Raw genomic sequence first — 22,900 nt, forward strand, 5'->3', positions numbered from 1 at the left:
CGTGGACGCGGCACGGCTCAAGCAGAGCTGGTCACTGGTCGCCGCGCACGGCGACCAGGTGCCGCTCTACTTCTATTCGACGCTGTTCCTGGCGCACCCGGAGACCCGGCAGATGTTCCCCACGAACATGGCGGGGCAGCGGGACCGCCTGGTGAACGCGCTGGGGCACATCGTGTCCCACGTGGACCAGGTGGACCGGCTCGTCGGGTTCCTCCAGGACCTCGGCGCGGATCACCGTAAGTTCGCGGTGCGCGCCGAGCACTACCCGGCGGTCGGTGAGGCGCTGCTGGCGACGCTGCGGCACTTCTGCGGTGAGGCGTGGACCGAGGAGCTGGCGGCCGACTGGGCGGCCGCGTACGGGTTGGTCGCGCAGGTGATGATGGACGCGGCGCAGGAGGCGGAGGCGAAGTCGCCGCCGTGGTGGGTGGCGGAGATCCTCGCGCACGAGCGGCGCACGTTCGACGTGGCGGTGTTGACGGTGCGGCCGCAGTACCTGCTGCCGTTCAACCCGGGCCAGTCGATCGGGGTGTCCCACCCGGCGGTGCGGTCGTGGCGGTACTACTCCCCGGCGAACGCGCCCCGCCCGGACGGGACGTTGGAGCTGCATGTGCGGGCCGCGCCGGGTGGCGCGGTGTCGTCGCGGCTGGTGTACGGGTGCGCGGTCGGTGACCAGCTGCACCTGGCCGCGCCGGTGGGTGATCGGTTGACGTTGTGGCAGGCCGGGTCGTCGGATCTGCTGCTGCTGGCCGGTGGCACCGGCTGGGCGCCGGTGAAGTCCCTGCTGGAGCAGGTCGCGGCGGAGGGTGTGGGCCGCCGGGTGGATCTGTACGTGGGGGCCCGGTCCCGGACGGAGTTCTACGACAGCGAGGCGATCGACAAGTTCGCCGCCTCGTACCCGTGGCTGCGGGTGACGTACGTGGCCGGGTCGGATCCGCGCCGGCCGGGTGAGTTCGTGCAGGTCGCCGACCAGGTCCTCGCCGACGGGGACTGGCGGTCCCGGCACGTGTTCGTGTGCGGCTCCGACGAGATGGTGAGCCATTCGGTGGCCGCGCTGACCGGGGCCGGCTACCAGCCGGGTCAGCTGCACCACGAGGGTTTCGGCAAGCACTGGTACGGGCCGGCCTGGCGGACGGCGACGGAGGTGACTCAATGAGTGCGACCCCGATCAGCAGGTACGAGGCGGGTCAGGTGACCGGCGGTGGGGTGCAGGTGCGTCTCACCGCGGACCGGGTGCGCCGGTGGGAGTTCGGGTCGGCGTCGTTCACCCGCCGCGGCTACGACCACGCCGACGTGGACCGGTTCCGGGTGCAGGTGGCCGACGAGCTGGATCTGCTGGCCACCCAGCTGGCGAACCTGCGGGCGGAGAACGAGCGGCTCAACGACCACCTGGAGCTGCACCGGCACGGGGTGATCCCGAGCGCCGACAACGCGGCGGCGGTGCCCGCGGCGAAGGAGGTGAACCTGCTGTCGGCGGCGCAGCGGGAGGCCGAGCAGATCATCGCGCAGGCCCACGACTACGCCCGCCGGGTCGCCGAGTACGCCCGGATGCAGTACGAGAGCTACATGCGGGCCGCGGCGGAGGAGGCGAAGCAGGAGGCCGAGCGGGCCGTGACGGAGTACCGCAGCACCGCCGGGGTGAACTTCGACGACTCGGTGGCGACCCGGGAGGCGCTGCGGATCTTCGGCGAGATGATGATCTCGCACATGCAGGCGGCGGCCCGGCACCTCGACGACGGCAGCGAACAGCTGTCGCGGACGATGCAGCGCCTCGCCGTGGAGGCCACCGGCGGCGCCGGGCCGCGCGGCGGTGGTCCCCGGATGGACGGCGGTCGGGTGCGGGAGGTGGCCGTGGCCCCCCGTCACCAGCAGCGGTGAATTCCCCCCGGCCGGCCCACCCACGGGCCGGCCGGGGCCGGCGGGCTCAGGTGAGGGCGCGGACCGCCTCGCCGATCGGGGTTTCCCCACCGACCAGTTCCAGGGTGAGCCCGGCGGTGGCCGGGGCGGACAGCAGGGCCAGCAGGACCCGGGCCACGTCGGCGCGGGTGACCGCGCCGGGGTCGACGTGCCGGGCCAGGGTGATCCGGCCGACCGCCGCGTCGTCGGTGAGCCGGCCGGGGCGCAGCACGGTGACGTCGAGGTCCCGGGCGGTGACGTCGTCCTCGGCGGCCTTCTTCGCCCGCAGGTAGGCCGCCCACACCTCGTCGGTGCCCGCCCTCGGGGGCCGGTCCACGCCCATGGAGGAGACCAGCAGGTAGCGGCGGATGCCGGCGCGTTGCGCGGCGTCGGCGAGCAGCACGGCCGCGGCCCGGTCGACGGTGTCCTTGCGGGCGGCGCCGCTGCCCGGGCCCGCCCCGGCGGCGAAGACGACGGCGTCGGCGCCGGTCAGGTGCCCGGCGACGGTGTCGACGTCGGTGTGCTCCAGGTCGCAGACGACGGGCTGCGCGCCGGCGGCGCGCAGCGCGGCCGCGTGGTCGGGGTTGCGGATCAACCCGACGGCGGTGTCGCCGCGGCCGGCGAGTTCCCGCTCCAGCAGTTTGGCGATCTTCCCGTGGCCTCCGGCGATGACGACGCGCATGCCCTCAACCTAGTGGCGCGGCGGGCCGCCCGCCGGGGCCCGGCGGGGACCCGCCCGGTGCGGTGACGGCGGTCACCGCCGGTGGTGGTGGTCGCCGCGCGGCGACGGGCGAGGCAGCATGGACACCGTGACCGAGACGTTCGACGCGTTGACCCGGCTGGTGGGCGCCGGGGACGTGGTGGTGCTCAGCGGCGCCGGCCTGTCCACCGAGTCCGGCATCCCGGACTACCGGGGACCCTCCGGCGCGGCCCGCCGGCACACCCCGATGACCTACCAGGCGTTCACCCGCGACCCGCACGCGCGGCGGCGGTACTGGGCGCGCAGCCACCTGGGCTGGCGGCTGATCGCCCGGGCCGCCCCGAACGACGGGCACCGGGCGGTGGCCCGGCTGCAACGCGCCGGCCTGCTCGGCGGGATCATCACCCAGAACGTCGACGGCCTGCACACCGCCGCCGGCGCCACCGGGGTCATCGAGTTGCACGGCCGTCTCGACGAGGTGGCCTGCCTGGACTGCGGGAACCTGACCTCCCGCGACGAGCTGCACCGGCGGCTCACCGAGGCGAATCCGGGTTTCGACGCGCGCGTCGCGCACGTCAACCCCGACGGCGACGTGGACCTGCCCGACGAGGCGGTGGCCGGGTTCCGCACCGTGGACTGCGGCATCTGCGGCGCCGGCATGCTGAAACCCGACGTGGTGTTCTTCGGTGAGACGGTGCCCGCGCCCCGGGTCGCCGACTGCTTCGCCCACGTCGAGCGGGCCCGGGCGCTGCTGGTGCTCGGCTCGTCCCTGACGGTCATGTCGGGGCGCCGGTTCGTGCTGCGCGCGGCGAAGCTGGGCATTCCCGTGGCCATCGTCAACCAGGGCCCCACCCGCGGCGACGGGTACGCCTCGCTGACCCTCGACGCGCCGCTGGGCGCGACGCTGACCGCCCTGGCCGACCGGGTCGCCGCCGAAACGGTGCCCGCCGCCGTGTGACCGGCCCCGCGGCGGGGTAGGACATGAGCCGGAAACATGGTCGCTGGTAGCGTTGACCATGCCGGTACCACCCACGTGGGAGAGACCGCCCGGGAACCACCCGGACGGCGCCGAAGGGGCAGATTCTCCCCGGAACCTCTCAGGCAAAAGGACCACGTGGGCAGGCGCTGTGGAGCGCGTCAGCGCGACTCAGGGGGAGGCCGACCCGTCGACCTCGCCCCCACAAGGAGCGCAGCGCATGACCGCAGAGCAGTTCGCCGACCGGCACATCGGCCCCGGCCCGGACGACGAGCGCCGGATGCTGGAGACCGTCGGTCACAGCTCCATCGACGAGCTGATGGACGCCGCGATCCCCGAGGTGATCCGCTGGCACGGCGCCCTGGACCTGCCCGCCCCGGCCAGTGAGCGGGAGGCCATCGCCGAGCTGCGCGCCCTGGCCGCCCGCAACACCGTCGCCGTGTCGATGATCGGGCTGGGCTACCACGGCACGCACACCCCGGCGGTGATCCGCCGTAACGTGCTGGAGAACCCCGCCTGGTACACCGCGTACACGCCGTACCAGCCGGAGATCAGCCAGGGCCGCCTCGAGGCGCTGCTGAACTTCCAGACGATGGTCACCGACCTGACCGGGCTGGCCACCGCCAACGCCTCCATGCTCGACGAGGGCACCGCCGCGGCCGAGGCCATGACCCTCGCGCGCCGCGCGAGCAAAAGCAAGAGCCCGGTGTACGTGGTCGACGCCGACACCCTGCCGCAGACCATCGCCGTGATCACCAGCCGCGCCGAGCCGCTCGGTATCGACGTGCGGGTGCTCGACGTCGAGCGCGACGAGCTGCCGGGCGAGTTCTTCGGCCTGCACCTGCAGTACCCGGGGGCGTCCGGGGCGGTCCGCGACCACAGCGGGCTCGTGGAGGCCGCGCACGCCGCCGGCGCCCTCGTCACGGTCGCCGCGGACCTGCTGGCGTTGACGCTGCTGCGCCCGCCCGGCGAGATCGGCGCCGACATCGCCGCCGGCACCACCCAGCGCTTCGGCGTGCCCATGGGCTTCGGCGGCCCGCACGCCGGCTACCTGGCCGTCCGCTCCGGCCTGGAGCGGATGCTGCCCGGCCGCCTCGTCGGGGTGTCCAAGGACGCCGACGGCAACCCCGCGTACCGGCTGGCGTTGCAGACCCGCGAGCAGCACATCCGCCGGGAGAAGGCGACCAGCAACATCTGCACCGCCCAGGTGCTGTTGGCCGTGATGGCCGGCATGTACGCCGTCTACCACGGCCCGGACGGGCTGCGGGCCACCGCCGCGCGTACCCACGAGGCGGCGGCGCGGCTCGCGGCCGGGCTGCGCGCCGGGGGCGTGCAGGTCGCGGACGTCGCGTTCTTCGACACCGTCACCGCCACCGTGCCGGGGCGGGCCGCCGAGGTGGTGGCCGCCGCCGCGCGGCGCAACGTGAACCTGCGGCTGGTCGACGCCGACCGCGTCGGCGTCTCCTGCGACGAGACCACCACGGCCGCGCACCTGGCGGCCGTGTGGGCGGCGTTCGGGGTGGCCGGGGTCGACGGCGAGGTGGACGCGGACCTGCCGGCGCAGTTCCGGCGCACCAGCGACTTCCTCACCCACCCGGTGTTCCGCACCCACCACTCGGAGACGGCGATGCTGCGCTACCTGCGCCGGCTGTCGGACTTCGACTACGCCCTGGACCGGGGCATGATCCCGCTGGGGTCGTGCACCATGAAGCTGAACGCCACCACCGAGATGGAGCCGGTCACCTGGCCGGAGTTCGCGCACCTGCACCCGTTCGCCCCGGCCGAGCAGACCGCCGGCTACCGGGAGCTGATCGCCCAGCTGGAGGGCTGGCTGGCCGAGGTCACCGGCTACGACGCGGTCAGCGTGCAGCCCAACGCCGGGTCGCAGGGCGAGCTGGCCGGTCTGCTGGCCATCCGGGCCTACCACCGGCAGCGCGGCGAGGGCCACCGCGACGTGTGCCTGATCCCGTCGTCGGCGCACGGCACCAACGCCGCCTCCGCGGTGATGGCCGGCATGCGGGTCGTGGTGGTCGGCTGCGACGCCGACGGCAACGTCGACCTCGTCGACCTCGACGCGAAGATCGACAAGCACCGGGACGCGCTCGCCGCGATCATGGTGACCTACCCGTCCACCCACGGGGTGTACGAGACGGGCATCGCGCAGCTGTGCGCGAAGGTGCACGACGCCGGCGGGCAGGTGTACGTCGACGGGGCGAACCTCAACGCCCTGGTCGGCTTCGCCAAGCCGGGCCGGTTCGGGGCGGACGTGTCGCACCTGAACCTGCACAAGACGTTCTGCATCCCGCACGGCGGCGGCGGCCCCGGCGTGGGCCCGGTGGCGGTGCGGGCGCACCTGGCGCCGTTCCTGCCCGGCGACCCGCTGGCCGCGCACGACGACGGGCGGCCGGCGATCTCCGCGGCCAACCACGGGTCGGCGGGGATCCTGCCGATCCCGTGGGCGTACCTGCGGATGATGGGCGCCGAGGGGCTGGCCCGGGCCACCGGCGTGGCGGTCCTCGCGGCGAACTACGTGGCCGCGCGGCTGCGGCACCACTTCCCGGTGCTGTACTCCGGCAACAAGGGCCTCGTGGCGCACGAGTGCATCCTGGACCTGCGGCCGCTGACGAAGGCGACCGGCGTGACCGTCGACGACGTGGCGAAGCGGCTGATCGACTACGGCTTCCACGCGCCGACGATGTCGTTCCCCGTGGCGGGGACGCTCATGGTGGAGCCGACCGAGAGCGAGGACCTGGCCGAGCTGGACCGGTTCTGCGAGGCGATGATCGCCATCCGCGAGGAGATCGACAAGGTCGGCTCGGGGGAGTGGCCGGCGGGGGACAACCCCCTGGCCAACGCGCCGCACACCGCGGCCATGGTGTCGGGTGACGAGTGGCCGCACCCGTACCCGCGGTCGGTGGGCGCGTACCCGGCCGGGGTGGATCGGGCCGGGAAGTACTGGCCGCCGGTGCGGCGGATCGACGGCGCGTACGGAGACCGGAACCTGGTCTGCTCGTGCCCCGCGCCGGAGGCGTTCGAGGACTGACGCGGTACGCCGGGGCGGTGCGGTGCCGCCGCCCCGGCCGGCGCGTCGACCGGTGGTTGACGCGTAGGCTCCCTGACGGAGCGTGATCGTCTAGGCGACGAGGGCGTGCCGGGCGGGGCCGCGGTGCGGGGCGATGGTGCTGCCGTCGGGGAGCAGCTCACCGGTGTCCTCGAAGACGATGACACCGTTGCAGAGCAGGCTCCAGCCCTGCTCAGGGAAGCAGGCGAGGACGCGTGCGGCTTCGCGGTCCGTCGCCTCGGCGGAGGGGCAGGTGGGTAGGTGCTGGCACATCGGGTTCTCCGGACTGTGGGGGCACTGTGTCATGGTTCACATGACCAGTGACGCACAGTACCAAGCGCGAGCGCGCGCTATCGAGCAAGGATGCGGCTTGTTCACCCGAAATCGGCTGAACGGATGAGTGTGAACGGACCGGACGGCGTGGAAGCGCTCCCAATGATGGGGGTCGACGCGCCCGGCTCCCCGCCCGAGTGCCGGGACCGGCTCGTCGAACGGGCCCGCCTCGAATGGTGGCTCGCCGACGGCGGCGATCCCGCCGCGCTCGCCGAGGACTTCCTGGCCGCGCACGGCGTCGCCCTGTCCGACCTGGCCCGGCCCGCCGCCCACGACCCGCACGGGACGTGCGGCGCCGCCCTGTTCCTGTCCGCCGCGGCCGGGGCCCGGGCCGCCGGCGGCCCGGCGGGCGCGCCCACCCCGGCGCCGGCCCTGCCGGACCTCGTGGTGGTGGTCTACGGACACGCCGCCCGGCCCGCCCCGCCGCCGCCCGCCGCGCGGGCCGACGGCTGGTGGCTCGGGCCGTGGCGCGACAGCTGGAGCACCGCCGCGCACGCCCACGCCGTGACGGCGGTCCGCGCGGCCATCGGGCGCGGCGACGTCTACCAGGTCAACCTGGTCGGCCACGCCGCCGCCGGCTACGCCGGGGACCCCCTGCCCGCCCTCGCGCGGCTGGCCGCGCTGCCCGGCGCCCGCTACGGCGGCACCCTGTCCGGGCTCGGCTGGGCGATCGGCTGCGCCTCCCCGGAGACCCTGATCGCGGTCGAACACGGCCGCCTGGTCACCCGGCCGATCAAGGGCACCCGCCCGGCCACCCCGGCCGGCCGGCGGGAACTGCTCGCCTCCGCCAAGGAACGCGCCGAGCACGTGATGATCGTCGACCTGGAACGCAACGACCTGGCCCGGGTGGCCCGCACCGGCTCGGTGCGGGTGGACGAGCTGTTCGCCGTACGCCGGTGGTGCGACCTGTGGCAGGCCGAGTCGACGGTGTCCGCGGCGCCCGCCGACGGGCTCGGCCTGGCCGACCTGCTGCGCGCGGTCTGCCCCGGCGGCTCGGTCACCGGCGCCCCGAAGCTCGCGGCGCTGCACCAGATCGCCGCCCTGGAGCCGGTGGGCCGCGGCGCGAGCATGGGCGCGCTCGGTTGGGTCGGGCCGGGCCGCGTCGACCTGGGGTTGACCATCCGCACCGCCGCGGCGGACGCCGAACGGCTGCACCTGTGGGCCGGCGGCGGCATCACCTGGGGCAGCGACCCGGCCGCCGAGGTCGCCGAGGCCGCCGCGAAGGCCGCCCCGGTCCGCGCGCTGCTCGCCGCCTGACCCGCCTCCGTCCGCCCCTCTGCTCGCCGCCGGATCGCTCCGATCGGCCGCGCCCTGCTCGCCGCCGGGTCCGCTCCGGGCCGCGCCGTGGTCGCCGCGCGGGCGGTGGGAGGTCAGGTCGACGGTGCCGGTCAGGCGCGGGCGAAGGCGTCCAGGGCGGCAACCACCCGCTCGCCCACGCCGTGGCCGCTGCCGTGGCCGCCGGACTCGACGATCTCCAGGCGGGCGTCGGGCCACGCCTGGGCGAGCTGCCAGGCGATGTCCGGCGGGCCGCTGACGTCCAGGCGGCCCTGCACCAGCACGCCGGGGATGCCGGCGAGCTTGCCGGCGTCGCGCAGCAGCTGCCCGTCGGGCAGGAACCCCAGGTTGCTGAAGTAGTGGGTGACCAGCCGGGTGAAGCCGGCCCGGAACACCGGGTCGGCGTAGCGGGAGCTGGCCTGGTAGCCGCCGGCCAGGGAGACGTGCACGTCCTCCCAGGCGCACCAGTCCCGGGCGGCCTGGTCGCGCACCCGCGGGTCCGGGTCGTTGACCAGCCGGGCGTACGCGGCGGACAGGTCGCCGTCGCGCTCGGCCGCGGGCACGCCGTCCCGGAACCGCGCCCACTCCTGCGGGAAGATCCGGCCCATGTCGCGGGTCACCCAGTCGATCTCCCGGCGGGTGTTGGCGACCACGCTGAACAGCACCAGCGCGGTGACCCGCTGCGGGTGGCGCTGGGCGTAGGCGAGGGACAGCGACGAGCCCCAGGACGCGCCGCAGAGCAGCCACCGGTCGACGCCGAGGTGGGCGCGCAGCCGTTCCATGTCGGCCAGCAGGTGGGCGGTGGTGTTGACCGACAGGTCGGTGGCCGGGTCGCTGGCGGGCGGGGTGCTGCGGCCGCAGCCGCGCTGGTCGAACAGGATGATCCGGTAGGCGGCCGGGTCGAACAGCTGCCGCCAGGAGGGGCCGGCGCCGGAACCGGGGCCGCCGTGCACCACGAGGGCGGGCCGGCCGTCGGGGTTGCCGCTGGTCTCCCAGTGGATCCGCTGGCCGTCGCCGACGTCGAGCCGGCCCTGCGCGTACGGCTCGATCGGTGGATACATCGGGTGCCCTTCCACGGCCCGGATACAACAGCGCTGTTACATTAGCGGACGTGACCGTGACCCCGGAGCGCGAGGCCCTCGGCACCCTCCTGCGCCACGTCCTGGAGGTGCTCGACGGCGACGTCGCCGCCGTCTACGCCGACCTGGACCTCGCCGACTACCGGCCCCGCTACACACCCCTGGTGCGGGTCCTCGTCGCCCACGGGCCGCTCGCGATCCGGGACCTGGCCGCCCGGGTCGGTGTCACCCACTCCGCGGCCAGCCAGACCGTCGCCCAGATGGCCCGCGCCGGACTCGTCGCGCTTGCCCCCGGCGCGGACGCGCGGCAGCGCATCGTCAGCCTCACCGACCGGGCGCGCGCCCTGCTGCCGGTGATCGAGGCCGAGTGGGCGGCCACCACCACAGCCATGCGCCGGCTCGACGCCGAACTGCCCGTACCCCTGGCCGACGAGCTGTACGCGGTGCTCGCCGCGCTGCGCCGCCGCCCGCTGCGCGACCGGATCGCCGACACCGGCCTGGCGCCCACCCGGCCGGCCTGACGCGCGCTCGCCTCCGCTCGACAGCGCGGGTCCCGCCCGAGCCGGGACCGACCCCGACCCGCTTCCGCCGCCGTTCCACCCCGCGGCTCGGCCTGGCCGGTGTCCCGGTTCGGGCCGCGCCCGGCCTGCTCCGCGCGGGCCGGGCGCGGCCGGTCGTCAGCGGCCCAGCCGTTGCCAGCGCAGCACGGACAGCGGCAGGAACACGGCGACCAGCAGCAGCGGCCAGGCCACCGCCAGGGCCACGGCGTGCTCGGCGGCCCAGGAGTCCGCGCCCCAGCCGGGGTTGCCGAACAGCTCCCGGCCGGCGGCGACGGTGGCCGACAGCGGGTTCCAGGCGGCGACCGCGGCGAGCCAGTCCGGCATGGTGGCCGGGGCGACGAACGCGTTGGAGGCGAAGCCCAGCGGCCACACCAGGATCTGGAGCGCGGCCACGGTCTCGGGGCGGCGCAGCAGCAGCGCCAGGTACACCCCGAGCCAGATCATCGCGAAGCGCAGGAGCAGCAGCAGCGCCACGGCGGCCAGGGCGCGCAGCGGGCCGCGGTGCGGCTGCCAGCCGACCAGGACGCCGCAGCCGAGCACCACGGCCAGGGCGGCCGCGGAGTGCAGCAGGTCGGCCAGGGCCCGGCCGGTGACCACCGCGGCGCGGCTCATCGGCAGCGACCGGAACCGGTCGGTCACGCCGCGCGCGGTGTCCAGGGCCACCGCCGTGTAGGTGGTCTCCACGCCGAAGAGCATCGTCATGGCCACCATGCCGGGCAGCAGGAACTCCCGGTAGTCGGCGCCGTCGGGGACGGCCATGGCGCCGCCGAACAGGTAGCCGAACATCAGCAGCAGCAGGACGGGGAAGAGCAGCCCCACCAGCACCTCGCCGGGTCGGCGCGCCCAGTGGGCGAGGGTGCGGCCGGTCAGGGTGGCGGTGTCGGTGACGGCCCAGCGGGCCTTCAGTGGCAGGACGGTCACGCGGGCACCTCCGTGCGGGAGCCGGTGAGGTGCAGGAACACCTCGTCGAGGGTGGGGCGGCGGACCGCCACGTCGCCGGCGCGCAGGCCGGCGGCGTCGACGGCGCGCAGCACCGCGGCCAGGGCGGCGACCCGGTCGGTGACCGGGACGCTGAGCCGCAGCGCGGCGCGGTCGACGGTGGGCGCGACGCCGGTGGCGGCGGTGATCGCGGCCGCGGCCGGGGTCAGGTCGTCGGGGTGGTGCAGCACCACGTCGACGCGGTCGCCGCCGAGGGTGGACTTCAGTTCCTCCGGGGTGCCGGCCGCGGTGACGCGGCCGTGGTCGAGCACCCGCACGGTGTCGGCGAGCCGGTCGGCCTCCTCCAGGTACTGCGTGGTCAGCAGGACGGTGGCGCCGGCGTCGACCAGGTCGCGGACGGCGTCCCAGACGTCGCTGCGGGCGCGGGGGTCCAGGCCGGTGGTGGGTTCGTCGAGAAACAGCACCGGCGGGTCGACGATCAGCGCGGCGGCCAGGTCCAGCCGGCGGCGCATCCCGCCGGACCAGGTGGCCACCGGCCGGTCCGCGGCCCCGCGCAGGTCGAATCGGTCGAGCAGCTCGTCGGCGCGGGCCGCCGCCCGGGCCGGGGAGAGGTGGTGCAGCCGGCCGAAGAGCACCAGGTTCTGCCGGCCGCCGAGGATCTCGTCGACCGCCGCGTGCTGGCCGACCAGGCCCAGGCGCGCGCGGGCCCGGTCGGCCTGTCGGCGTACGTCGAAGCCGGCGACCCGGGCCACGCCGGCGTCGGCGCGCAGCAGGGTGGTCAGGATGCGCACCAGGGTGCTCTTGCCGGCCCCGTTCACGCCGAGCACGGCGCAGACCGTGCCGGGCGGCACGGCCAGGTCGATCCCGTCCAGGGCGACCAGGTCGCCGTAGCGCTTGCGTAGGCCCTCCGCCTCGATCGCCGGTCCGTTCCGTCCCATGACCCCTCCGATCATCGTTCCGGTACGGCGTACCGTACACCATACGACAAGGGGGGTCGGTACAGTCGGCGGGTGACCACCGAGTACAGCGGCACCGGGGACCCGGCGCGCAGCCTCGCCCTGCTCTGGCGTACCCGGGAGAAGGTCAGCCGCAAGGGCGGCGACCTGTCCGTGGAGCGGATCGTGCGGGCGGCCATCGAGGTCGCCGACGCCGAGGGGTTGGGCGCGCTGTCCATGCGCCGGGTCGCCGAGCGGCTCGGGGTGGGCACCATGACCCTCTACACGCACGTGCCCGGCAAGGGTGAGCTGCTCGACGTCATGCTCGACACCGTCTACGGCGAGACCGCCCGCCCCGACGAGGTGCCCGGCGGCTGGCGGGGCCGGCTGGCGCAGATCGCCCGGGAGAACTTCGCCCTCTACCTGCGCCACCCGTGGCTGCTGCAGGTAGCCACCACCCGGCCGCCGCTGGGCCCGAACGTGATCGCCAAGTACGAGTACGAGCTGCGCGCCGTCGACGGGATCGGCCTGACCGACCTGGAGATGGACGCCGTGGTCACCCTCGTCACCGGCTACGTCCACGGCGCGGCCCGCCCCGCCGTGGAGACGGCCCAGGCCAGCCGGGACACCGGGATGACCGAGCAGCAGTGGTGGCACGCGCACGCGCCGTACCTGGAGAAGGTCCTCGACCCGGGGCGGTTCCCGCTCGCCGCCCGGGTGGGCACCACGGCCGGGCAGGAGTACCAGGCCGCCGGGGACCCGGGCCGCGCGTTCGAGTTCGGGCTGGCCCGCCTGCTCGACGGCATCGAGGTCCTGGTCCGCGACCGGGCGGGTGCGGCGCCGGCCGGGGTAACGGGCGGCTAGCCTTCCCGGCATGACTATGCGCCCGATCCGGATCATCGGCGACCCCGTGCTGCGCACCCCGTCCGAGCCGGTGACCAGTTTCGACGCCGAGCTGCGCGCGCTCGTGCAGGACCTCATGGACACGCTGCTCGGCGCGCCCGGCCGCGCCGGGGTGGCGGCGCCGCAGATTGGCGTGAACGCGCAGGTGTTCGTCTACGACGCCGACGGGCACCGCGGCCACCTCATCAACCCGACGCTGGAGCTGTCCGAGGAGCTGCAGGACGACGACGAGGGCTGCCTGTCGATCCCCGGGCTGTACTTCCCGACGCCGCGGGCCATGCACGCCACGGCGCACGGCGTCGACCAGCACGGCCAGCCGCTGACCATCAGCGCCAGCGGGTTCCTGGCCCGCGCGTTGCAGCACGAGACCGACCACCTGCACGGCCGCCTGTACGTGGACACCCTGCGCGGTGACACCCGCCGGCGGGCGCTGCGGGAGATCCGCGCCGGCCGGTTCGACTCGCCCAGCCGGGGCCGCTGACCCCCGCGGTGCGGGGGTGGCACGACGGCCACCCCCGCACGGTCGGTCGCGACGGGTCACTTCGGCGGCGGAGCCACCAGGCAGGTCGCGGTGGAGGCGTTACCGGAGTCGTCGACGCCGGTGATGATCGCGTCGCCGCGCAGCGTCACCTTGTAGTCGATGTCGCCGGTGCCGTCCTTCACCCGGGACTGCGCGCCCGGCGCCTGCACCAGCTTGATCTTCGTGCCGGCCGGGAACGGGCCGAACCGCACCGACGGGTCGGCGGCGTCGGAGATGTACACCTGGACCGCCGTGTCGACGATGTCGGTCGAGGTCAGCTGGTAGAAGCCGTCCGGGTTGTACGAGCCGGGGGTGTTGTCGCCGCTCGGGTTGTTGGTCGGCACACACCGGGTGTCCGGCGCGGTGGTGTCGACCACCCGCATCACCGCGGTGTCGCTGCCGGCGTTGCCGGCGGCGTCGGTGGCGGTGCAGGTGACCGTGGTGGCGCCCAGCGGGAAGGTGCTGCCGGGCGGCGGCGCGCAGGTCGGGGTGAGCGGACCGTCGACGTTGTCGGTGGCGCTCGCCGGATAGTTGATCACCGCGCCGGCGGGGCTGGTGGCCTCCACAGTCCGGTCGTCCACGACCACGGTCGGCGGCGTCACGTCGTTGACCGTCACCGAGATGTGCTCGACGAACGCCGGCCCGCCGGAGAGGCCGTTGAGCAGGAAGTCCACCGTGCAGTGCAGGGTGGCGCCCTGCGGGGCGTCGCCGGCGACCGTGATGGTCTCGGCGAACGGCACGTCGGTGCCGCTCTGCTGGGTCTTCGACGGCGCGTCGAAGCTCACCGACAGGCCCGGGTCGCAGACCACCTGCGGGGTGACGGTCACGTCGAGGTCGCGCAGCCCGGACAGGATCGCCGCGGTGACGGTGTCCGGGGCGCTGCCGACCACCTGACCGCCGGTGGCGGCGGCCACGGTGGTGGCCTGGCCGAGCGCGTCCAGGCCGCCGCCCCCGCCGGTGACGTCGACCGCGAGCACGCGGGCGTCGTCGGCCTGCAGCGCGGCGGTGGCCTGCGCCAGGGTGTGCCCGGCGCTCGGGTCGTGGCTGGGCGCGTCACCGACCAGCACCACGATCCGGCTGCTGCCCGCCCGGTAGGCGATGCCCCCGTCGGAGACCTGGAACAGCCCGTTCACCCACGCCTCCGGGACGTCGCCGCCGCCCCCGGCGGCCAGCCCGTCGACCGCGTTCTGCAACGCCGTGGCGTCACCGGTCAGGTTCTGCCGGACCCGGAACAGCTCCGCGCCGTCGCCCTCGTCCCGGTAGGAGGCCACCGCGAACTGGGCGCTGGGCTGCGCCCCGCGCACGTTGGTGATCACCTGTTGCAGGTTGGTGCGGACGTTGGCGATCGCCGCGCCCATGCTGCCGGTCGTGTCGACCAGCAGCACCACGTCCGGGTTCGGCGGGATCGGCGGCGTCGAGACGACCTTGCTGATCGGAATGGTGGCGCCGGGGTCCGCGGACCGGTCCACGGTGGCCGGGTCGACCCCGGGCGCCGCCCAGGCGGGCGTGGCCAGCGCGGTCAGCACCGCGGTCACGGCGGCGGCCACCGTCACCGCCGTTCTTCGCCCCGCGGGCACTGCTGTGAAACCCATCGTGTCTCCTTCAGCTCCGCCGCGCCCGCCCCGGGCGCGGCCTCGACAGCAGACGCTAGGGGCTGGGCCGCGCCGCGCCGGTCAGACACCAGCCCAGGTCAGGGTCGGGTTGTTGACCCAGCGTGGTGGCTGGACACGACAGACTGACCGGTCAGGCGGTCACGAAAGGCGGTGCAGCGCGCACTCGGTGAAGTCGGCCACCCGGGTGAACCCCAGCCGCTCGTAGAGGCGTACCGCGGGGACGTTGTCGGCCTTGACGTTGAGCGTCACGTGGTCGACGACGCCCCGCATCCCGGCGCACAGCGCCGCCACGGCCGCCCCGGCCAGACCCCGGCCCCGCACGTCCGGGTGGGTGGTCACGTTGCCCAGGGCGGCCACCCGCCACGTCGGCGACCACACGTGCACCCCGGCCACCGCGACCAGCCGGCCGGACTCCCGCACCCCCACGTACCGGCCGGTGTCCAGCATCCGCGGGTCGAACCAGTTCCCCGGGTACGCGGCCGCGTACAGGTCGAGCAGCTCCGGCAGGTCGCCGCGGCCCAGCGGCTCCCCGGCCGGGGACACCGCGGCCAGCCGCGCCGGATCGGTCAACGCCATCCGGTGGTGCACGGCGGCGTCCGACACGGCGTACCAGCGGGCCATCGTGGCCTCCAGGCCGGGGGAGAGGTGCGCCCACAACCGGGCCGGCAACACCGGCGCCGCCTCGGCCAGCAGCGCCGCCAGGTCCCCGGCGCGCTCCGGCGGCGCGAACGCCAGCAGGGTGGGCAGCTCGACACCGTGGTAGAGCAGCACCACCTCGTCGCCCCGACGAAACCAGGAAGTGTACGGCCAGAAGAAGTCGTCCAGGTCACCCAACTGGTACGCGTGCAGCACCGGATCCCGACCCAGCAGCTCGGCGAGGACGGCACGGTCGTGTTCGGCGCGGACAGCCACCCGCCGATGATCACACGACGGCGGTCAACCCCTCACGCCGCCATCCACTGGTCGTAACCCAGCTTGCCCACCAGCGCCAGCACCACGACCAGCAGCACCACCCGCACGAAACCCGCACCGCGGCGCAACGCCATCCGCGCGCCCACCGCCGCCCCCACGATGTTGCACACCGCCATGGCCGCACCCAGCAGCCACCACACGTGCCCGGTCGCCGCGAACACCACCAGCGCCCCCAGGTTCGTGCCCGCGTTGACCACCTTCGCCATCGCCGAGGCGTGCACGAAATCCGACCCCAGCAGCGCGGTGAACGCCAACACCAGGAACGTGCCGGTGCCCGGACCGATCAACCCGTCGTACAGGGCGATGCCCAGCCCCGCCACCGCCACGGCCACCACCATCCGCGTCGGCGTACGCCGCTCCGGATGCGACACCACACCCAACTGCGGCCGCGTCAGCACGAACACCGCCACCGACACCAGCACCACCAGCACCACCGGCCGGTACGCGCCCGCCGGCACCGCCCCCGCCAGGGCCGCGCCCAACCCGGCCGTCAGCACCGCCAACCCCGCCGCCGGACCCGCCACCGCCCAGTCCAACTTCGTCCGCCGCGCGTACGTCACCGCCGCCGTCGACGTGCCGAAGATCGCCGCCAGCTTGTTCGTGCCCAACGCCGTCGCCACCGGCACCCCCGGCGCGCCCAGCAGCAACGCCGGCAACAGCAACAGGCCACCGCCGCCCACCACGGCGTCCACCCAGCCCGCCAGGGCGGCCGCGCTCAACAGGGTCGTCAGCGACAGAGGATCCACGAAGCCGCATTCTGCCCAGCCCCACCGCCCCGACGAGACCGCCTGTGGCCAGCCTCACCGCAGCTCAGCGCCCCCGGCGCCGCCGCAACCACAACCCCACCGACGCCACCGCCACGAACACCAGCATCGAACACAGCAACGCCCTCAGCACCCGGTAAGCCTGCCACGCGGACGTAGGGTGTGCTGGTGCGCCTGGCCACCTTCAACCTGCTGCACGGGCGGTCCCTCACCGACGGGCTCGTCGACCCCGACCGGCTCGCCGCCGCCGTCACCGCGCTCGACGCCGACGTCCTCGCCCTGCAGGAGGTCGACCGCGACCAGTCCCGCAGCGGCAACCTCGATCTCACCGCCATCGCCGCGCGCGCCCTCGACGCCCCCGAACACCGCTTCGCCGCCGCCGTGGTGGGCACCCCCGGAGAACAGTTCCGCCCCCTCACCCACGACGACGACGGCCACGGCGAACCCCTCTACGGCATCGGCCTGGTCAGCCGATACCCCGTCCGCTCCTGGCAGGTCACCCGGCTGCGGCCCGCCCCCGTCCGGTCACCCATCTACGTCCCCGGCACCGGCGGCGGGGTCGTCCTGCTCCGCGACGAACCCCGCGTCGTGCTCGCCGCCGTCCTCGACACCCCGCACGGGCCGCTCACCGTCGCCGCCACCCACCTGTCCTTCGTGCCCGGCTGGAACATCCTGCAACTGCGCCGCGTCGTCCGCGCCCTGCGCACGCTGCCCGCACCCCGGATCCTCCTCGGCGACCTCAACCTGCCCGCCGGACCCGCCGCGCTGCTGTCCCGCTGGCGACCCCTCGGCCGCCGCCCCACCTACCCGGCCGGGCAACCCCGCGTGCAGCTCGACCACATCCTCGCCGACCGGCGCGGCCTGGACCGGCTGCCCCCGGTCACCGCCGTCGACACCCCGCTGTCCACCATCTCCGACCACCGGCCGCTCCTGGTCGACCTCGGCTGACCACCGGAGCGCCTCAGCCCAGCCCCGAGGCCCGCTGCGCCGCCCGCACCGCGTTGCGGAACAACATCGCCACCGTCGTCGGACCCACCCCACCGACCCGCGGCGTGATCGCCCCCGCCACCTCGGCACACGACTCGTCCACGTCCGGCAGCAGCCGCCGCCCCTGGTAACGCACCCCGCCGCCGACCACCACACCACCCGGACGCACATGCTCCGGCTGGATGATCCCCGGCACCCCGGCCGCCGCCACCAGAATCTCCGCCCGCCGCGTGTACCGCGCCCAGTCCGGCACCCCCGTGTGCACCACCGTCACCGCCGCGTTCGCCGTCGGCCGCTTCTGCGCCAGCAGCATCGCCAACGGCCGACCCAACGTGGCGCCCCGACCCAGGATCACCACCTCCCGGCCCGCCACCGGCACCCCGTGGAACGCCAGCAACGCCTCGATCCCCGCCGGCGTACACGGCAACGGACCCGGCAACCCCAACGCCAACCGGCCCATGTTCACCGGATGCATCCCGTCCACGTCCTTGTCCGGGTCCAACTCCGCCAGGGCCCGGTCGTAGTCCAGGTGCCCCGGGATCGGATACTGCACCAGCACCCCGTGCACAGCCTTGTCCGCGTTGAAATCCGCCAACACCGCGTGCAGATCCGCCTGCGACGCCGACGCCGGCAGATGCACGTGCGGCGACACGAAACCCAGCTCCGCCGCCTGCCGCTGCTTGATCCGGATGTAACCCGCGCTCGCGTCGTCGTCGCCCACCAGCACCGTCGCCAACGCCGGCGTGACCCCCGCCGCCCGCAACGCCACCACCGACCCGGCGACCTCCGCCAGCACCTGCTCCGCCACCGGCGCACCCGGCAGCAGCCGCGCCGTCGTCGTTCCCGAAGAAGACATGCCGCACCCCGCCCGCGGAGGCCCAGGCGGTCGACCCCCGCGACGAGCTCCCCGATGGTTGACCCATCCCCGTGCCGCCAGTCGCGTTCACCCCTCAGCCTGCCACAGGGCGCTCCGCGACCGCATCCACCACCGCCTGCCACCGCGGCAACGACCCCAGCAGCTCCGCCGCCCGCCGCCGCCGGTCCACCGCCGACACCACCCGAAGATCCGCCACCGCCGCCTCGAACGCCGGCCGCAACACCCGCTCCCGCCCCGGCGCGTCCACCGCCAGCACCGCGTGACACCGCGCGAACGTCACCACCACCCAGAACATCGCCTCCCGGTGCGCGCCCGCCGCCACCAGCTCCGCGCTCCCGTCCAGCACCACCGGCCGCCCCGCCGCCGACAGGTCCGCCACGAACGGAAACCGGGTACGCGCCACCCGCGCCGCCTCGTCGAACGTCACCGCCAACCCCGCCAGGTGCTCCCGCACCCGATCCGGCCCCACCCCGCCACCGTCCAACGACGCCAGCAACTCCTCGTACCGGTCAGCGAACCCGTGCGCGGCCAGCACCTCCCGCGCCCGCACGTACCGCCGCCGCACCGTCGGATCCCGCAACCCCGCCACCGCCGGCCACACCGCCAGCAGCGACGTCGGGAACACCCACCCCAGCACCTGCTCCGCCAGCGACGCCCGCTCGTCCAGCCGCGCCAACCCGTCCTCGATCCGCCGCCGCACCCCGGCACACCGCCGCCGCACCCACACCGGATCCGCGAATCCCGCCGCCACCCGGTCCCGGATCGCCGCCAGCCGACCCGACGGATCCGCGATCACCGCGCCCGCCCGGAACATCGGCGCGAACACCCACGACCCCAGCACGTCCGCAGGCGACCCCAGCTCCGCCCAGGTCAGCGCCGAGACCTCCAACAGCACCCCACGGTGAACGAACTTGCCCACCTTCGGCGCCGGCCCGTCCCGCACCAGCAGCACGTCCACGTCCGACCACGCCGGCAGAACCGCCTCGTCCGGCAGACCCACCGTCGACCCGCTGAAGAACGCACCCCCGACCGACGGGTCCCGGCGCATCTCCTCGCGTACCCACCCGACCGCCACCGCCCGCGCCACACCCACCCGCACCCCGACCATGCTGCCCCGCTCAGCGCACCTCCCGCTGACCCACCAGACCCGCCAGCGCACGGTTCGTACGGTTCGACGCCACCGCCGCGCGCTGCTGACCCGCCGTCACCTCGATGTACGTCTGCGACGACGCCAACGACGCGTGCCCCAGCAACCGCATGATCTCCGCCGCGCTCGCCCCGTCCTCGGCCAAGCGGGTCGCGAACGTATGCCGCAACGCGTGCAGCCGCGCCCCCCGCGGCACCCGGTCACCGATCCCCGCCCGCCGGTAACACGACTCCACCAGATACTGCAGGCCACCCCGCCGCAGCGGCTCACCCCGCCGGTCCACCAGCAGCGGCGAGTCCGGCCGGACACTGCGCGACCCGAACCGCCGCCGCCGACTGTCCAGGTAGTCCGCCAGCACCCGGTCCACACCCGCCTCGATCGGCACCGTCCGCGGCCGCCCACCCTTGCCCGCCACGTCGACCCGCCGCTCGCCGGCCCGGCCGGCCACCGACGCCACCCGCAGCGCCAGCAGCTCCGACAGGCGCAACCCCGCGCACAACGCCAACGCCAGCACGGCCAGGTCCCGCTCCGGCCACGGGTCGCGCTGCCGGCCGTCCTCCCGGGCCACCGCGGCCAGCAGTTCCTCCGGGGTGTCCTCGCCGCGCAACGGCTTGGGCTGGGGGAGCGGGGTGCGGGGCCGCCCCACCGCCGGCATCGGATTCCCGGGCACGACACCCTCGGCGACCAGGAACGTGAAGAAGCTGTTCCACGTCGACCAGGCACGGTGGACCGAGGCGGCGGCGCGGGGCGCGGCGAAGCGGGCGAACGCCGCGCGCATGACCCGGGGGGACAGGGCGGAGACCGGAAGCCGGTCGAGGGGGAGGGGAGTGCTGCCGTCGCCCGCCGCCACCAGGCCCGCCACCGTGGTGAGGTCCCGCCGGTAGGCCGCCAGGGTGTGGGGGGAGGGCTTGCGGGTGGCCCGGGCGGTCAGGAACTCCTCGATCAACCGCCCTACCGGTTCGTCCGGTTTGTCATGCATAAGGCATATTATGCATGATTTTCGCGTTCCCGCCAGCGGTCGATGTGGGGGAGCGACGCGGCAATCCACTTGTCGCGGCGCCCAGACTGGGTGCGTGGTGGACATCGACGAGGAACTCGTACGCCGGCTCGTCACCGAACAGTTCCCGCGGTGGGCGCACCTGCCGGTCGCCGCCGTGGCCCGGCAGGGGTGGGACAACCGGACCTTCCGCCTCGGCGAGCACCTCGTCGTGCGGCTGCCCAGCGCCGAGGGCTACGTGCCCGGCGTCGCCAAGGAGGACGGCTGCCTGCCCGCGCTGGCCCGACACCTGCCGCTGCCCGTACCCGAACCGGTGGCCACCGGAGCACCCGGCGCCGGCCACCCGTACCCCAGGTCGGTGCGGCGCTGGCTGCCCGGCGACACCCTCGCGGCCACCGCGGAGGTCGACCGGCCGGCCGTGGCGCGCGACCTGGGTGCGTTCCTGACCGCGCTGCGCCGCGCGCCCACCACGGGAGGTCCGGCGGCCGGGCGGCATTCCTGCTTCCGGGGCTGCCACCCGAGCGCCTACGACGACGAGGTCGAACAGGCCCTCGCGGTGCTGGGCGGCCGGGTGGACACTGTCGGCGGTCATCGACTTCGGCACGTGTGGCGTCGGGGGATCCCGCCTGCGACCTGGTGGCGGCGTGGACCTGGTTCGCCGCTCCGGAGCGCCGGCTGTTCCGGGAGTCGGCCGGCCTGCCCGACGACGCCTGGCGGCGTGCCCGCGGCTGGGCGCTGTGGAAGGCGCTCATCACCCTCGCAGGCGACGACCGGAACGAGGAGCAGGCGAGGACCCTGAATGCGGTCCTCACCGACCCCGTCGTGGACTGAGGCCGGGGAGGGCCGGAACCTGCTTACTTGACATAATGTGCATTATCGACGCTAGGCGGACGGCGACCGGTCAGGGCTGGAGGTGGGTCATTCCCTTGCCGCTGGGGACGTCGAGCGGCACGGAAACGTGGTCGTGCGCGATCAGCCACGTGTCGCCGGTCTTCTGGAAGCCGTAGGTGACCCGCACCCACATGCCGTCCGTGGCCGTCCCGTCCTTCAGGGTGCCGCTGAGCCGGCCGAACGCGTGTCCGAACGCCACGTCCTCGCCCACGGTGAGGGTCAGGTCCCGGACCTCGTAGGCCACCGTCTCGAAGACCGCGAACACGTTCGCCCAGTTCCTGAGCTTCGCGTCGATCCCGACGTGCTGTAGCGGCGGCTCGACGTCGAAGGACACCACGTTCGCCGTGTAGCGCTGTCTCAGGCTGTCGAGATCCTTGTCCCGGAGCCCTTCGATGATCTTGTCGATCTGCTGGCGGATCGCGGCTTCGTCCGCGTCACGCTGACTGGGCATGTTTCCGTACCTCTCCCCCGCGTTGGGATCTTGACAGCTCAGCGGCTCAGGCTGATCTCGTGCTCCATGTGCGACAGCTTGTGCGGGTTGCGCACGGCGTACAGGCCGGTGACGAGCCCGTCGTCGATGCGCACCGCCAGGACGGTGTCGACCTCGTCGCCCTGCTGGAGGATCAGCGCCGGGTAGCCGTTGACCTGGGCCGGGCGCAGCGACATGAGGGCGGCGGCGATCCGGCCCACGCCGGCGGCCAGCAGGCGGCCCACCTTCTCGGCGCCCACGACGGGGCGCGGAACGGCCTGCCGGACTCCCCCGCCGTCGCCCAGGAAGACGACGTCCGGTGCGAGGATGTCGAGCAGGCCCTGAAGGTCGCCCGTCTCGGTCGCCTTCCGGAACGCCTCGAGGGCGTCCCGGGTCTGGGCGGCGGACGTGACCCCGCGGGGCCGGCGTGCCGCGACGTGGCCGCGGGCCCGGTGGGCGATCTGGCGGACCGCGGCCTCGTTCTTGTCGACGGCCTCGGCGATCTCGTCGTAGGGCAGGTCGAACACCTCGCGCAGGACGAACACCGCCCGCTCGGTCGGCGTGAGGGTTTCCAGCACGAGCAGCATGGCCATCGAGACGCTGTCGGCCAGCTCGACGTCCTCGGCCACGTCGGGTGCGGTCAGCAGCGGTTCGGGCAGCCAGGGGCCGACGTAGGACTCCTTGCGGCGGCCGAGCGTGCGCAGCCGGGCGAGGGCCTGGCGGGTGGTGATGCGGACCAGGTACGCCCGCTGTTCCCGCACCGTGGCGAGGTCGACGCGTACCCAGCGCAGCCAGGTCTCCTGGAGGACGTCCTCGGCGTCGGCGGCCGAGCCGAGCATCTCGTAGGCGACGGTGAACAGCAGCTTGCGGTGGGCGAGGAACGCCTCGGTGGCGGCGTCCGGGCGGTCGTCGCGTGCGGTCTGCGCCGTGCCGGCCATGGGTGGCTCCTGTTCGGTTCTCGACGGTGTCGTCCATGAGATGCCGGTGCGGGCCGTCGTGTGACACCGAC

23 protein-coding genes and 2 riboswitches are annotated in these 22,900 nt (G+C 74.6%); of the genes, 10 read left to right on the forward strand and 13 right to left on the reverse strand.

Annotated features, from left to right (window positions below):
* The first annotated feature begins 1 nt into the window (after position 1).
* Positions 2 to 1,153: a globin domain-containing protein gene (locus FXF50_RS03335; RefSeq protein WP_148425734.1), complete on the forward strand. Its 1,152-nt coding sequence runs from the start codon at positions 2 to 4 to the stop codon at positions 1,151 to 1,153.
* On the forward strand, positions 1,150 to 1,875 hold the full coding sequence (locus FXF50_RS03340; protein WP_148425735.1) for a DivIVA domain-containing protein: 726 nt from the start codon (positions 1,150 to 1,152) through the stop codon (positions 1,873 to 1,875). Before FXF50_RS03335 ends, FXF50_RS03340 begins: the two co-directional genes overlap by 4 nt.
* Positions 1,876 to 1,921: 46 nt before the next feature.
* Here FXF50_RS03340 and FXF50_RS03345 read toward each other — a convergent pair whose 3' ends face one another.
* Complete coding sequence (locus FXF50_RS03345) at positions 1,922 to 2,575, reverse strand: NAD(P)H-binding protein (RefSeq protein ID WP_148425736.1); 654 nt, start codon at positions 2,573 to 2,575, stop codon at positions 1,922 to 1,924.
* A gap of 127 nt (positions 2,576 to 2,702) precedes the next feature.
* Between FXF50_RS03345 and FXF50_RS03350 the strand changes: the two genes are divergently transcribed.
* Positions 2,703 to 3,551 carry an NAD-dependent protein deacetylase gene (locus FXF50_RS03350; protein ID WP_148425737.1) on the forward strand — a complete coding sequence of 283 codons (849 nt, stop codon included), beginning with the start codon at positions 2,703 to 2,705 and terminating at the stop codon, positions 3,549 to 3,551.
* A gap of 66 nt (positions 3,552 to 3,617) precedes the next feature.
* A riboswitch (glycine riboswitch) is annotated at positions 3,618 to 3,716 on the forward strand.
* A 73-nt stretch (positions 3,717 to 3,789) separates the two neighbouring features.
* Complete coding sequence (gene gcvP / locus FXF50_RS03355) at positions 3,790 to 6,612, forward strand: aminomethyl-transferring glycine dehydrogenase (RefSeq protein ID WP_148425738.1); 2,823 nt, start codon at positions 3,790 to 3,792, stop codon at positions 6,610 to 6,612.
* 90 nt (positions 6,613 to 6,702) lie between these two features.
* Here gcvP and FXF50_RS03360 read toward each other — a convergent pair whose 3' ends face one another.
* Positions 6,703 to 6,903 (reverse strand): DUF5999 family protein, encoded by a 201-nt coding sequence (locus FXF50_RS03360; RefSeq protein ID WP_091306916.1) that lies wholly within the window; start codon positions 6,901 to 6,903, stop codon positions 6,703 to 6,705.
* Positions 6,904 to 6,993: 90 nt separating this feature from the next.
* Between FXF50_RS03360 and FXF50_RS03365 the strand changes: the two genes are divergently transcribed.
* Positions 6,994 to 8,220 carry a chorismate-binding protein gene (locus FXF50_RS03365; protein ID WP_370464074.1) on the forward strand — a complete coding sequence of 409 codons (1,227 nt, stop codon included), beginning with the start codon at positions 6,994 to 6,996 and terminating at the stop codon, positions 8,218 to 8,220.
* 131 nt (positions 8,221 to 8,351) lie between these two features.
* Here the strand turns inward: FXF50_RS03365 and pip are convergent, their stop codons facing one another.
* Entirely contained in the window at positions 8,352 to 9,299 is a 948-nt protein-coding gene (gene pip / locus FXF50_RS03370; RefSeq protein ID WP_148425740.1) for a prolyl aminopeptidase, read from the reverse strand.
* 50 nt (positions 9,300 to 9,349) lie between these two features.
* Between pip and FXF50_RS03375 the strand changes: the two genes are divergently transcribed.
* On the forward strand, positions 9,350 to 9,838 hold the full coding sequence (locus tag FXF50_RS03375; protein ID WP_148425741.1) for a MarR family winged helix-turn-helix transcriptional regulator: 489 nt from the start codon (positions 9,350 to 9,352) through the stop codon (positions 9,836 to 9,838).
* 156 nt (positions 9,839 to 9,994) lie between these two features.
* On the opposite strand, the gene FXF50_RS03380 is transcribed toward FXF50_RS03375, so the two are convergent.
* Positions 9,995 to 10,798 (reverse strand): ABC transporter permease, encoded by an 804-nt coding sequence (locus FXF50_RS03380; RefSeq protein WP_148425742.1) that lies wholly within the window; start codon positions 10,796 to 10,798, stop codon positions 9,995 to 9,997.
* A complete protein-coding gene (locus tag FXF50_RS03385; RefSeq protein WP_148425743.1) occupies positions 10,795 to 11,754 on the reverse strand; it encodes an ATP-binding cassette domain-containing protein in 960 nt (319 codons plus the stop codon). Before FXF50_RS03385 ends, FXF50_RS03380 begins: the two co-directional genes overlap by 4 nt.
* A gap of 72 nt (positions 11,755 to 11,826) precedes the next feature.
* Here FXF50_RS03385 and FXF50_RS03390 point away from each other — a divergent pair, with 72 nt between their 5' ends.
* Both FXF50_RS03390 and def read left to right on the forward strand, forming a co-directional pair.
* Positions 11,827 to 12,615: a TetR/AcrR family transcriptional regulator gene (locus tag FXF50_RS03390; RefSeq protein WP_148425744.1), complete on the forward strand. Its 789-nt coding sequence runs from the start codon at positions 11,827 to 11,829 to the stop codon at positions 12,613 to 12,615.
* Between the two features lie 10 nt (positions 12,616 to 12,625).
* Positions 12,626 to 13,135, forward strand: coding sequence for a peptide deformylase (gene def / locus FXF50_RS03395; protein ID WP_148425745.1), 510 nt, complete (start codon positions 12,626 to 12,628; stop codon positions 13,133 to 13,135).
* Between the two features lie 56 nt (positions 13,136 to 13,191).
* On the opposite strand, the gene FXF50_RS03400 is transcribed toward def, so the two are convergent.
* The 3 genes from FXF50_RS03400 to FXF50_RS03410 all read right to left on the reverse strand — a co-directional run bounded on the left by FXF50_RS03400 (position 13,192) and on the right by FXF50_RS03410 (position 16,505).
* The gene (locus FXF50_RS03400; protein ID WP_148425746.1) at positions 13,192 to 14,766 is read right to left on the reverse strand and encodes a VWA domain-containing protein; all 1,575 of its coding nucleotides are present in this window, start codon (positions 14,764 to 14,766) and stop codon (positions 13,192 to 13,194) included.
* A gap of 159 nt (positions 14,767 to 14,925) precedes the next feature.
* Positions 14,926 to 15,699: a GNAT family N-acetyltransferase gene (locus tag FXF50_RS03405; protein ID WP_148425747.1), complete on the reverse strand. Its 774-nt coding sequence runs from the start codon at positions 15,697 to 15,699 to the stop codon at positions 14,926 to 14,928.
* A gap of 32 nt (positions 15,700 to 15,731) precedes the next feature.
* Positions 15,732 to 16,505, reverse strand: coding sequence for a TSUP family transporter (locus tag FXF50_RS03410; RefSeq protein ID WP_148425748.1), 774 nt, complete (start codon positions 16,503 to 16,505; stop codon positions 15,732 to 15,734).
* A 186-nt stretch (positions 16,506 to 16,691) separates the two neighbouring features.
* Here FXF50_RS03410 and FXF50_RS03415 point away from each other — a divergent pair, with 186 nt between their 5' ends.
* Positions 16,692 to 17,471 carry an endonuclease/exonuclease/phosphatase family protein gene (locus FXF50_RS03415; RefSeq protein ID WP_148425749.1) on the forward strand — a complete coding sequence of 260 codons (780 nt, stop codon included), beginning with the start codon at positions 16,692 to 16,694 and terminating at the stop codon, positions 17,469 to 17,471.
* Between the two features lie 13 nt (positions 17,472 to 17,484).
* On the opposite strand, the gene FXF50_RS03420 is transcribed toward FXF50_RS03415, so the two are convergent.
* The 3 genes from FXF50_RS03420 to FXF50_RS03430 form a co-directional block, all read right to left on the reverse strand.
* Positions 17,485 to 18,366: a bifunctional 5,10-methylenetetrahydrofolate dehydrogenase/5,10-methenyltetrahydrofolate cyclohydrolase gene (locus tag FXF50_RS03420; protein ID WP_148425750.1), complete on the reverse strand. Its 882-nt coding sequence runs from the start codon at positions 18,364 to 18,366 to the stop codon at positions 17,485 to 17,487.
* Between the two features lie 13 nt (positions 18,367 to 18,379).
* Positions 18,380 to 18,461, reverse strand: a riboswitch (ZMP/ZTP riboswitch).
* On the reverse strand, positions 18,461 to 19,486 hold the full coding sequence (locus FXF50_RS03425) for a hypothetical protein (protein WP_148425751.1): 1,026 nt from the start codon (positions 19,484 to 19,486) through the stop codon (positions 18,461 to 18,463). (Overlaps the previous riboswitch by 1 nt.)
* Before the next feature lie 19 nt (positions 19,487 to 19,505).
* A complete protein-coding gene (locus tag FXF50_RS03430) occupies positions 19,506 to 20,513 on the reverse strand; it encodes a tyrosine-type recombinase/integrase (RefSeq protein WP_148425752.1) in 1,008 nt (335 codons plus the stop codon).
* A 94-nt stretch (positions 20,514 to 20,607) separates the two neighbouring features.
* On the opposite strand from FXF50_RS03430, the gene FXF50_RS03435 reads away from it, so the two are divergent.
* Positions 20,608 to 21,330 carry a phosphotransferase gene (locus FXF50_RS03435; RefSeq protein WP_222865984.1) on the forward strand — a complete coding sequence of 241 codons (723 nt, stop codon included), beginning with the start codon at positions 20,608 to 20,610 and terminating at the stop codon, positions 21,328 to 21,330.
* Positions 21,331 to 21,432: 102 nt separating this feature from the next.
* Here FXF50_RS03435 and FXF50_RS03440 read toward each other — a convergent pair whose 3' ends face one another.
* On the reverse strand, positions 21,433 to 21,873 hold the full coding sequence (locus tag FXF50_RS03440) for a nuclear transport factor 2 family protein (protein WP_148425753.1): 441 nt from the start codon (positions 21,871 to 21,873) through the stop codon (positions 21,433 to 21,435).
* 38 nt (positions 21,874 to 21,911) lie between these two features.
* A complete protein-coding gene (locus FXF50_RS03445) occupies positions 21,912 to 22,829 on the reverse strand; it encodes an RNA polymerase sigma-70 factor (RefSeq protein ID WP_148425754.1) in 918 nt (305 codons plus the stop codon).
* Positions 22,830 to 22,900: the final 71 nt, after the last annotated feature.

This window comes from Micromonospora sp. AP08 (genome assembly GCF_008085935.1).
GTDB lineage: Bacteria > Actinomycetota > Actinomycetes > Mycobacteriales > Micromonosporaceae > Micromonospora > Micromonospora chersina.

Excerpts from the sequence above, each read along its gene's own strand:
- FXF50_RS03340 (WP_148425735.1), top strand. The coding sequence starts at position 1,150 with ATGAGTGCGACCCCGATCAGCAGGTACGAGGCGGGTCAGGTGACCGGC.
- FXF50_RS03345 (WP_148425736.1), bottom strand. The coding sequence starts at position 2,575 with ATGCGCGTCGTCATCGCCGGAGGCCACGGGAAGATCGCCAAACTGCTG.
- gcvP (WP_148425738.1), top strand. The coding sequence starts at position 3,790 with ATGACCGCAGAGCAGTTCGCCGACCGGCACATCGGCCCCGGCCCGGAC.
- FXF50_RS03360 (WP_091306916.1), bottom strand. The coding sequence starts at position 6,903 with ATGTGCCAGCACCTACCCACCTGCCCCTCCGCCGAGGCGACGGACCGC.
- FXF50_RS03365 (WP_370464074.1), top strand. The coding sequence starts at position 6,994 with ATGCGGCTTGTTCACCCGAAATCGGCTGAACGGATGAGTGTGAACGGA.
- pip (WP_148425740.1), bottom strand. The coding sequence starts at position 9,299 with ATGTATCCACCGATCGAGCCGTACGCGCAGGGCCGGCTCGACGTCGGC.
- FXF50_RS03385 (WP_148425743.1), bottom strand. The coding sequence starts at position 11,754 with ATGGGACGGAACGGACCGGCGATCGAGGCGGAGGGCCTACGCAAGCGC.
- def (WP_148425745.1), top strand. The coding sequence starts at position 12,626 with ATGACTATGCGCCCGATCCGGATCATCGGCGACCCCGTGCTGCGCACC.
- FXF50_RS03400 (WP_148425746.1), bottom strand. The coding sequence starts at position 14,766 with ATGGGTTTCACAGCAGTGCCCGCGGGGCGAAGAACGGCGGTGACGGTG.
- FXF50_RS03420 (WP_148425750.1), bottom strand. The coding sequence starts at position 18,366 with ATGTCTTCTTCGGGAACGACGACGGCGCGGCTGCTGCCGGGTGCGCCG.
- FXF50_RS03430 (WP_148425752.1), bottom strand. The coding sequence starts at position 20,513 with ATGCATGACAAACCGGACGAACCGGTAGGGCGGTTGATCGAGGAGTTC.
- FXF50_RS03440 (WP_148425753.1), bottom strand. The coding sequence starts at position 21,873 with ATGCCCAGTCAGCGTGACGCGGACGAAGCCGCGATCCGCCAGCAGATC.
- FXF50_RS03445 (WP_148425754.1), bottom strand. The coding sequence starts at position 22,829 with ATGGCCGGCACGGCGCAGACCGCACGCGACGACCGCCCGGACGCCGCC.